This is a genomic window from Synechococcus sp. R6-7, assembly GCF_047461695.1.
Lineage (GTDB): Bacteria > Cyanobacteriota > Cyanobacteriia > Thermostichales > Thermostichaceae > Thermostichus.
The window spans coordinates 1-7,448 of record NZ_JANSHS010000289.1; the positions used below are offsets into that span (position 1 = coordinate 1).

Annotated in this window: 8 protein-coding genes; 3 read left to right on the forward strand and 5 right to left on the reverse strand. The window is 58.1% G+C overall.

The features are described 5' to 3' along the window. Both NW815_RS08890 and NW815_RS08895 read right to left on the reverse strand, forming a co-directional pair. Window positions 1-701: low-complexity tail membrane protein (locus NW815_RS08890; protein ID WP_414415921.1), on the reverse strand; the 701-nt coding region annotated here is incomplete at its 3' end. Window positions 702-735: 34 nt separating this feature from the next. Further along, a complete protein-coding gene (locus NW815_RS08895; RefSeq protein WP_414375012.1) occupies window positions 736-960 on the reverse strand; it encodes an NAD(P)H dehydrogenase subunit NdhS in 225 nt (74 codons plus the stop codon). 215 nt (window positions 961-1,175) lie between these two features. Here NW815_RS08895 and NW815_RS08900 point away from each other — a divergent pair, with 215 nt between their 5' ends. Then, window positions 1,176-1,763 carry an FHA domain-containing protein gene (locus NW815_RS08900; RefSeq protein ID WP_414415922.1) on the forward strand — a complete coding sequence of 196 codons (588 nt, stop codon included), beginning with the start codon at window positions 1,176-1,178 and terminating at the stop codon, window positions 1,761-1,763. A gap of 1 nt (window position 1,764) precedes the next feature. Here NW815_RS08900 and NW815_RS08905 read toward each other — a convergent pair whose 3' ends face one another. Both NW815_RS08905 and pth read right to left on the reverse strand, forming a co-directional pair. After that, complete coding sequence (locus NW815_RS08905; RefSeq protein WP_414388929.1) at window positions 1,765-3,231, reverse strand: cation:proton antiporter; 1,467 nt, start codon at window positions 3,229-3,231, stop codon at window positions 1,765-1,767. A 311-nt stretch (window positions 3,232-3,542) separates the two neighbouring features. Next, window positions 3,543-4,217, reverse strand: a complete 675-nt coding sequence (gene pth / locus NW815_RS08910; protein WP_414388925.1) for an aminoacyl-tRNA hydrolase — start codon at window positions 4,215-4,217, stop codon at window positions 3,543-3,545. Window positions 4,218-4,432: 215 nt separating this feature from the next. Between pth and NW815_RS08915 the strand changes: the two genes are divergently transcribed. Then, window positions 4,433-5,650: an HD domain-containing phosphohydrolase gene (locus NW815_RS08915; protein WP_414388923.1), complete on the forward strand. Its 1,218-nt coding sequence runs from the start codon at window positions 4,433-4,435 to the stop codon at window positions 5,648-5,650. A gap of 282 nt (window positions 5,651-5,932) precedes the next feature. Next, window positions 5,933-7,054: a methyl-accepting chemotaxis protein gene (locus NW815_RS08920; protein WP_414388921.1), complete on the forward strand. Its 1,122-nt coding sequence runs from the start codon at window positions 5,933-5,935 to the stop codon at window positions 7,052-7,054. 52 nt (window positions 7,055-7,106) lie between these two features. On the opposite strand, the gene NW815_RS08925 is transcribed toward NW815_RS08920, so the two are convergent. Continuing rightward, on the reverse strand, window positions 7,107-7,430 hold the full coding sequence (locus NW815_RS08925) for a DUF4359 domain-containing protein (RefSeq protein ID WP_414388920.1): 324 nt from the start codon (window positions 7,428-7,430) through the stop codon (window positions 7,107-7,109). Window positions 7,431-7,448 lie beyond the last annotated feature (18 nt).

Genomic DNA, 7,448 nt, shown 5'->3' on the forward strand with positions numbered 1-7,448 from the left:
TCCCCAGAGGGATCCCGTTTCTCGGATTCGAGCTGGGGGTTTTCTGTCGCTCTGTTTTTATCCTTGTCTTTTTGGTCTTTCGAGGTGCCTTCTGAATCTTGGCCGGAGATGCGGCGCAACAGCCGTTGCAGGAGTGGGCTGCGGCGATCGCCGAGGACGGAGAAGCGGCTTTCGATCTCTTCGACGGGGACGGGATCCATTTGGGCCAGCTCCGGCTCGCTGAGGAGGAGTACCCGTATCGTTGCAATGGGGATCTGCAAGAACAGGTTGGATCCCCAAAACCCGAAGGCGGCTATGGCCAGGCCGGCCAGGCGGGTGCCGTTGCCAGGGGTGAGCGGGGCAAAGAGGGGGGCAAAGTCGTAGAGGCGCTCACCGACTTCCAGCATCAGGATTGCCGCCAACAGCGTCAAAATCTTATGTTCGGGGCTGAGGAAGGCGGCCAAGATGCAGCGCTGCTCGAGGGTGAGTTCTTCTGGGGGGACAGAAGCCACCCACACGCTAAAGATGTCAAACGGTTTGCGCCACTGCATGGCAAAGACCGGCCCAATGCCCACCACGGCCACCCAGGCCTGCTCTACCCCCACCGGCAGGAGGGGATCCCCTGTGGCCAGCCCGATCAGGGTCAGCCCCACCCACAAGGGGAAGAGGAGGATGCCGGCGGCATGGATCCAGAGGAAAGGTTCCTGCCAATGGCTGCGCATGGGGAGATGCCAAAAGGGACAGGGGAGAGCAGGGCTAGGGGCGGGATTTGTCCACCACTTCCAATTCTGTGAGGCGGAAGGTGACCAATTTATCCCAGTTGCCGCCTTCAAAGAGGACAGCGGCATGGTCGTCGGTAACTCGCTGTACCTGTCCCTCGAAGCAGTAGTAGGTGTCGTTGGGGTTGATGACCCGGACGGCAACGCCGGGGTAGATCGGGGGAAGGGCTTCGAGGAGGGTTGGGGTTGGAGTCGTGTTCACGTTTCAGCTATCCTCTTTTTTTGCAGAAGCTCTGCCTTACTATTATGGGGGAAAGCCCCTCTCTTGCCGAGTCTCCCCCTCGTTGACCTTCTCCCCACAGCGGTTCACCGAGGGTTGGGCAATGGGCTGAGGTGTGGCTTCCAGCCCGCTAACACGAAAGGGGCCTGCACTGCGACTTCGACGGTCAATCCAGCTCCAGCTCAAGGCCCCAGACCATGGCTACCGGCGCACAGTCTTCCCCCTCCCAAATCTGGCATGTGTTGGTGATCGATGATGAGCAGGGACGGCGGGCTGTGGCCCTCAGTGCTGCCACCTATTCCATCGGCAGGGATCCCAGCAATGCGATTGTCATCGATTCGGCGGCGGTTTCCCGGCAACACGCGCTGCTGCTGCGGCTACCCCAAAAAGATGGCCAGTATACCTACCGGCTGCTGGACGGCAATATCGAGGGCAAGCGCAGCACCAACGGCGTCTCTGTGAATGGGCAGAGATGTTTGAGTTGGGATCTCAAGGATGGGGATCAGATCCTGTTGGGGAATCAGGTACGGATGCAGTACTGCATTCGCCAGTTGTCAGACGAAGATTTTCAGCGGTATCTCCAGTCTGTAAGCTTTCGCAGCGTGAAGGCGGAGGTGGTGGATCGGCGCTCCACAACACTGCAGCGGTTTGATCCGCCCTCGATGCAGGCAATTTTGCCCCAAGAGGAGACGATGGAGAGAATTGACGTGAAGCCTCAACGCCGCAATCCGCTGCGGCTGCTGTTCCAGACCCTCTGGGGGCGTTTGAGGGGGAAGCTGAGATAACTTAACCCTCGGGGATGCCCACCCGTTCTGAGTCTGGGAGCGATGACGCGGTCTCGTCGGCGCCGCCTTTGCGCTCTTGCTCTGACGCTTCTGCCTGCAAGTCCAGGAGGGAGGGGGAGTTGGCTTCCCCAATCAACACTCCCCGCAGCCAGAGGGGAGCGACAAAGGTGGTGGCAATCACCATGACGATAATGCTGACATCGAGGGCATCGGAGAGAACTCCACTGGCGGCTCCCACGCCGGCAAACACCAGGCCCACCTCACCCCGGGGAATCATGCCCACCCCGATGGCGTAGCGGTTGATGCCCGGCTTGCCAAAGGCCCCCAAGCCCGCTGCTAGCTTGCCCACAATGGCAACTCCGATCAAGAAGACGGCAATGATCAGCCCCTCTCGGTTGACGGGGAGGGTGGGGTTGAGTACGGCAAGGTTGGTTTTGGCCCCGACGCAGACGAAGAAGATGGGCACCAATAGGTCGGAAATGGGCTTGATCTGTTCTTCCAGCTCTTGCCGTTTCTCGGTTTCGGCCAAGATCAGGCCAGCGGCAAAGGCGCCCAAAATCGCTTCTAGATGAATGATTTGCCCTACATAAGCCAGCAGAAAGGCCAGCACAAGGGCGGGCAGAAGGGGGTTACCTCGGGTCTTCAGGCTGTTGAGAAGGGCCACAAAGTAGGGGCTGAGAAGGCGCCCCAAAACAATGGAGCCGACCAAGAAGAGGATGGCACTGAGGATGATGATGCCGATATCGGAAAGGTTGACTTCTCCGTTTTTGGCCAAGCCCGCCACCACGGCCAAGATGATGATGCCCAACACGTCATCCAAGACGGCGGCGCCGATGATCACCTGTCCTTCTGGGGAGGTGAGTTTTTGCAGCTCGGCCAAGACGCGGGCGGTGATGCCGATGCTGGTTGCTGTGAGGGCAGCGCCGGCAAATATGGCGGGGATAACGGGCACATGAAACAGGTAGAGCAAGCCCAGGGTTCCGGCCAGGAAAGGCACAGCAACGCCGATGACGGCTACGGCTGCGGCTTGAGGGCCAACCCGCAACAGCTCGGCTAGATCCGACTCGAGGCCGATTTCAAACAAAAGGACGATCACCCCGATCTCGGAGAGGATGTCGATGATCTGGCTTTGGGAGGAGAACACCTGTACCAGGGATCCCTCGTCGAGGCCGGCAGTGGCTTGCAGAAATTGCATCAGTGCTGAGGATTGAGCCAAGGTGTGCAGCTCTTGGCCGGAAACTTGTCCTTCTGGGAAGACAAGCAACCCCAGAGCGGAGGCCCCTACCGCGACGCCCCCCAGCAATTCTCCCAGCACCGGCGGAAAGCCGAGGCGAACGGCGATTTCTCCGGCAATACGGCTGGCCAGATAGATGACCACCAGAGCCATCAGCACCGCCGCCAAGATCAGGGGTAAAAGATTGGCAGCCCCTTCCGGTTCAAGGGGGGCAGCGGCTTCAACAGCAAGCAACACTGAATCTAGGTTGTTCAACAGCAAGATCTCACCCTCAAATGATGAACAGCTTTTTGTCTCGGGCCGGCCCTGGTGGGAACGCTGCCGTTCCCATTCCTTTCGCCCTTCTGCTGGAAGACTGTTACAGAAGCTAACCTCCCTTGGGAACTGTTGGCAACGCCCAGGTAGGCACTCTTATACTCCAGATAATTGATACTTATCTGGAGTATTGCCCTTCATCCCTTTGCATCAGGGGGACGAAGCCCTTATCACCCCGCTCCTGGAAAATCCCTCAGAGCCAACAACCCAGGTGGACGACGAGCTGCTCCTCAGGAGGAAGCCTCGCCATGGCCCGGTGCAGGGTTGGATCCATCCAAATCGGACGATGGCCCAGACAGATCCAGAGGATTAAAGCGGTTCATGGCTTTCCTCAGTCCCTCTTGCAAGCAGCACTCCACGGCCTCTACCGCCGTATTCAACACCCGCTCCAGCACCTCTTGTTCTGCAGGGGCGAATCCACCCAACACATGCCCGACCACATCTTGGCTGCCCTTGGGTTTGCCCACCCCCAAACGCAGCCGTGGAAACGCCTCGCTCCCCAAGTGCTGAATGATGGACTTCATGCCGTTGTGCCCACCGGCAGAACCGGATCCCCGCAGGCGCAGACGACCCAGCGGCAGGTCCATATCGTCGTACACCACCAGCACAGAGGCGAGATCTAACTTGTACCAATCCAGCACCGCCCGCACCGATTGGCCGGAACAGTTCATATAAGTTTCCGGCTTGAGCAAGCGCCGCTTTCCTCCCAGGGCAAACCCTTCTCCGTAGCTGCCTTGGAACCGCTTTTCCAAAACCAATGGGATCCCCCAGCGCTGCGCCAGCCGATCCACCACCATAAAGCCGCAATTGTGGCGAGTATTGGCGTATTGAGGGCCGGGATTGCCCAAGCCCACAACAAGCTGCAGGGAAATCTCATCTACCTCCTTGGGCTTGACCTGGGTCACAGCGCTTCTCGCCTCCTCGAGCTAAAGTAAGGCATCGCTGCTTTGAGTGGTGTTGGCGTGTTTTTGGGCTGCTGGTCGCCCCGAAGGTGTCAGATACCCAGCCGGACTGAGTCGGGACAGCGGTGAGGATCCCTGGGGGCAAATGGCTCGCCGCCCATGACTCTGCCATTGTTTATTGTCAACGCTCATTGTGAACGCTTCTGACCAACCCTGCTATGAGCCTGCCCACCCCCTTCGGTCTTCACCCCAGCACAACCGAATTCGATGCCTCGGATGCCCTGCGCCTCAGCCAGCGTCTGATTCAGGTGGGGATCGCCCTCTCCTCAGAAACGGATCTGCTGCGGCTGCTGGAGTTGATTGTTGCTCAAGCCCGAGAACTGACCCACTGTGATGGGGCCAGCCTTTTTGTCCGAGAGGGGGAGGAACTGCGCTTTTTCGTGGTCAACCGCCATGAGGAGCTGCGGGATCTGCGCCTGCCCCTCAGCCCTTCCAGCATTGTGGGCTATGTGGTGCTCACCGGGGAGAGCCTGAATCTGCCAGATGTCTACCACCTGCCCGCCGACCGGCCCTATGCCTTTAACCCACAGGTGGATCAGCAAACCGGCTATCGCACCCGCTCCTTGCTCACTGTGCCCATGCGGGATCCCTCAGGAAAGATCCTCGGCGCCCTACAACTGTTGAACCGCCTAAAGCCGGATCACCCCACCCCCCTAGCTCCTGACCAGGTGGCTGAGTGGAGCCAACCTTTTTCTGAGCTGGAAGTTAGCGTGGCAGAAGCCCTAGCCTCCCAGGCGGCGGTTGCCTATCAAAACGTCCAATTGCGGGAAGAGCTCAAATCTGCCCACTTCGAGACCATCTTCTGTCTGTCTCTGGCCGCAGAATACCGGGATCAAGATACCTCCTTTCACCTGAAGCGGATGAGCAACTACTCTCGCATCATCGCCAAGCACTTGGGCCTCTCCAGCCATGAGCAAGAGCTGATCTTCTACGCCAGTCCTATGCACGATGTGGGCAAAATCGGGATCCCGGATGCCATCTTGCAAAAGCCGGGGCGCCTGACCCCAGAAGAGCGGCAGATCATGAACCGCCACCCTGAGATCGGCTACGAAATTCTCAGCAAGTCCGACTCCGAGCTGATGCAAAAGAGCGCCATCATCGCCCTTACCCACCACGAGAAGTTCGACGGCAGTGGGTATCCGCGCGGCCTCAAAGGAGAAGGGATCCCTCTAGAAGGGCGGATTGTGGCCTTAGCCGATGTCTTCGATGCCTTGGCCAGCCGTCGCCCCTACAAAGAAGCCTGGGCTTTGAATGAGGTCTTTCAGTTTGTAGAAGACAACAGCGGCAGCCATTTCGACCCGCAAGTGGTGGCCGCCTTTAACCGAGGACGCAGCGAAATTCTGGAAATCTACCACTGCTATCCAGAAACCCGCTAAATCCAGCTCCAGATCAATCAGGGATCCAAGATACCAACCCAGAACATTCAGCTTCAAAGGGATCCGTCCCAGCAAACCGCAAAGAAGGGATCCCAGGCCATCCTTTCCGTACAATCCCGCAGAATCTTATGGGCAAAAGGTGGGATCCCAGGGCAAACTGAAGGTGGTCGATTTTCTGCACAAATTACCCCATTGAAGGCCGATCTAGAGCCGACTTTTTGTGTTCCTCTACACATCAGTCTCCAACCCATCTGTACCCAACGTGTGCCGAGGATCCCTGTGATGGCTACCCTGACAAATCCACCCACTCCTACCCTATCGATCAACACCAAGCTGCGCGATTTGGCCTTGGTGGAGTTTCAGGTGAGCGAGTCCACCCCTTGTGAGAACGTGGTGCGCCGCCTAGAAGATGACAGCAGCCTTTCAGGAGTCATCGTGCTGGACGAGCGGTCACAGGTGCGGGGAATGTTGACCCGCCGCGCCATTCTGGAGTGGATGCTTAGCAAGCCCTACGGCCTGGATGTGTTTTTGAAGCGGCCCATCAGCTCCATGGTAGAGTTCCATAGCCGGGATTTTCTCTTGCTCCCCGGCGACTGCGATGTCATCCAAGCAGCCGACCGGGCCTTCCAACGGCCCGAAGAGACCATCTATGACCCCGTGGTGGTTCAACTGGGATCCCAGGACTACCGCCTTCTCGATGTGCCGGTGTTGTTGGTGGCCCAGGCCCAGGTGCATCTGGCCACCCAGCGCAAGCTACAGGAGCAGCAGGAAGAGATGAAAAGGATCTTGGCAGAGCTGGAGCAGGAAAAAAACCGCAGCCTCCAGTATGCCCGGGATCTGGAGCGACAAAAAGCCGAGATCCTCAACCAAAACCTGGCCTTAGACATGGAACGTCGCCGGGCCCAACAGCGCTCCGAGGAGTTGGCTCGCCTCAACGCCCGCATCATCGAGATTAGCTCGATCCTCTCGGAGAAGGGCAAATCCACCTTTGCCGCCACCTTTGCTGGGGTAGAAGCGGTGCGCACCCTCTTCCAGGAAATTGCCGACAACAACCAGGAGCTATCCCGCGAACTCAAGGAGATCAACACCATCGTGGATTTGATCGTAGAGGTGGCAGGATACATTCGCCTGCTCTCTTTCAATGCGGCTGTAGAGGCCAACCGCAGCGGTGGTGCCGGTGGCTTTGGAGCCATTGCCCAGGAGATCCGCAAATTGGCCGGGCGAACCACTGAAGCCAGCAACCGCATTCGCGGCCTAGCAGAGCGTATCCAGCGCCAGAGCCAATCCACACTGCAATCGGCCCAAAGCAGTGCTGAGGTGGTGCAATCCCTTTACCAGCAGGCCCAGTCAGCCCAGTTGGCCCTGGAAGAGCTGCAAACCCTGTTGGAACGAGCCCAGATCTAGCCGAACTTTTGAGATTCTTTTGGATCTTGAGATCCTATGGTTGCCATGGTGACTAGGGGGCAGCTTTCCCCTCTCGAATCTCATAAGTGTAGAATTGCCCAGCCACGGCGAGGGTTTCAAAGTGGTAGGTGGGCAAGGAGATCCCCAGTGAGCCAAAGTTGAGCAACGACAAATCGGTGGTGTAGAGGCTGAAAAGGATAAAATTCTGCCGGCGGGTTTGGCGCATGAACAGAGCTTCTAGTTCGGGCTGGAGCTCTCGGACAAGGGCATGACATTCCTCAATCAAAGTGACCAAGAAAGACGGGATCTGAGCGCAGTATTCTCGCGTAGCGTAGGCGGCCAGTTGTTGCCCTGCATGGGTTCTGTACTGATACATTCACGCTGAACTCTCCTG

What these genes read in the sequence shown, in the direction of transcription:
- NW815_RS08900 (WP_414415922.1), top strand. Translation starts at nt 1,176, where the DNA reads ATGGCTACCGGCGCACAGTCTTCCCCCTCCCAAATCTGGCATGTGTTG.
- NW815_RS08915 (WP_414388923.1), top strand. Translation starts at nt 4,433, where the DNA reads ATGAGCCTGCCCACCCCCTTCGGTCTTCACCCCAGCACAACCGAATTC.
- NW815_RS08920 (WP_414388921.1), top strand. Translation starts at nt 5,933, where the DNA reads ATGGCTACCCTGACAAATCCACCCACTCCTACCCTATCGATCAACACC.
- NW815_RS08925 (WP_414388920.1), bottom strand. Translation starts at nt 7,430, where the DNA reads ATGTATCAGTACAGAACCCATGCAGGGCAACAACTGGCCGCCTACGCT.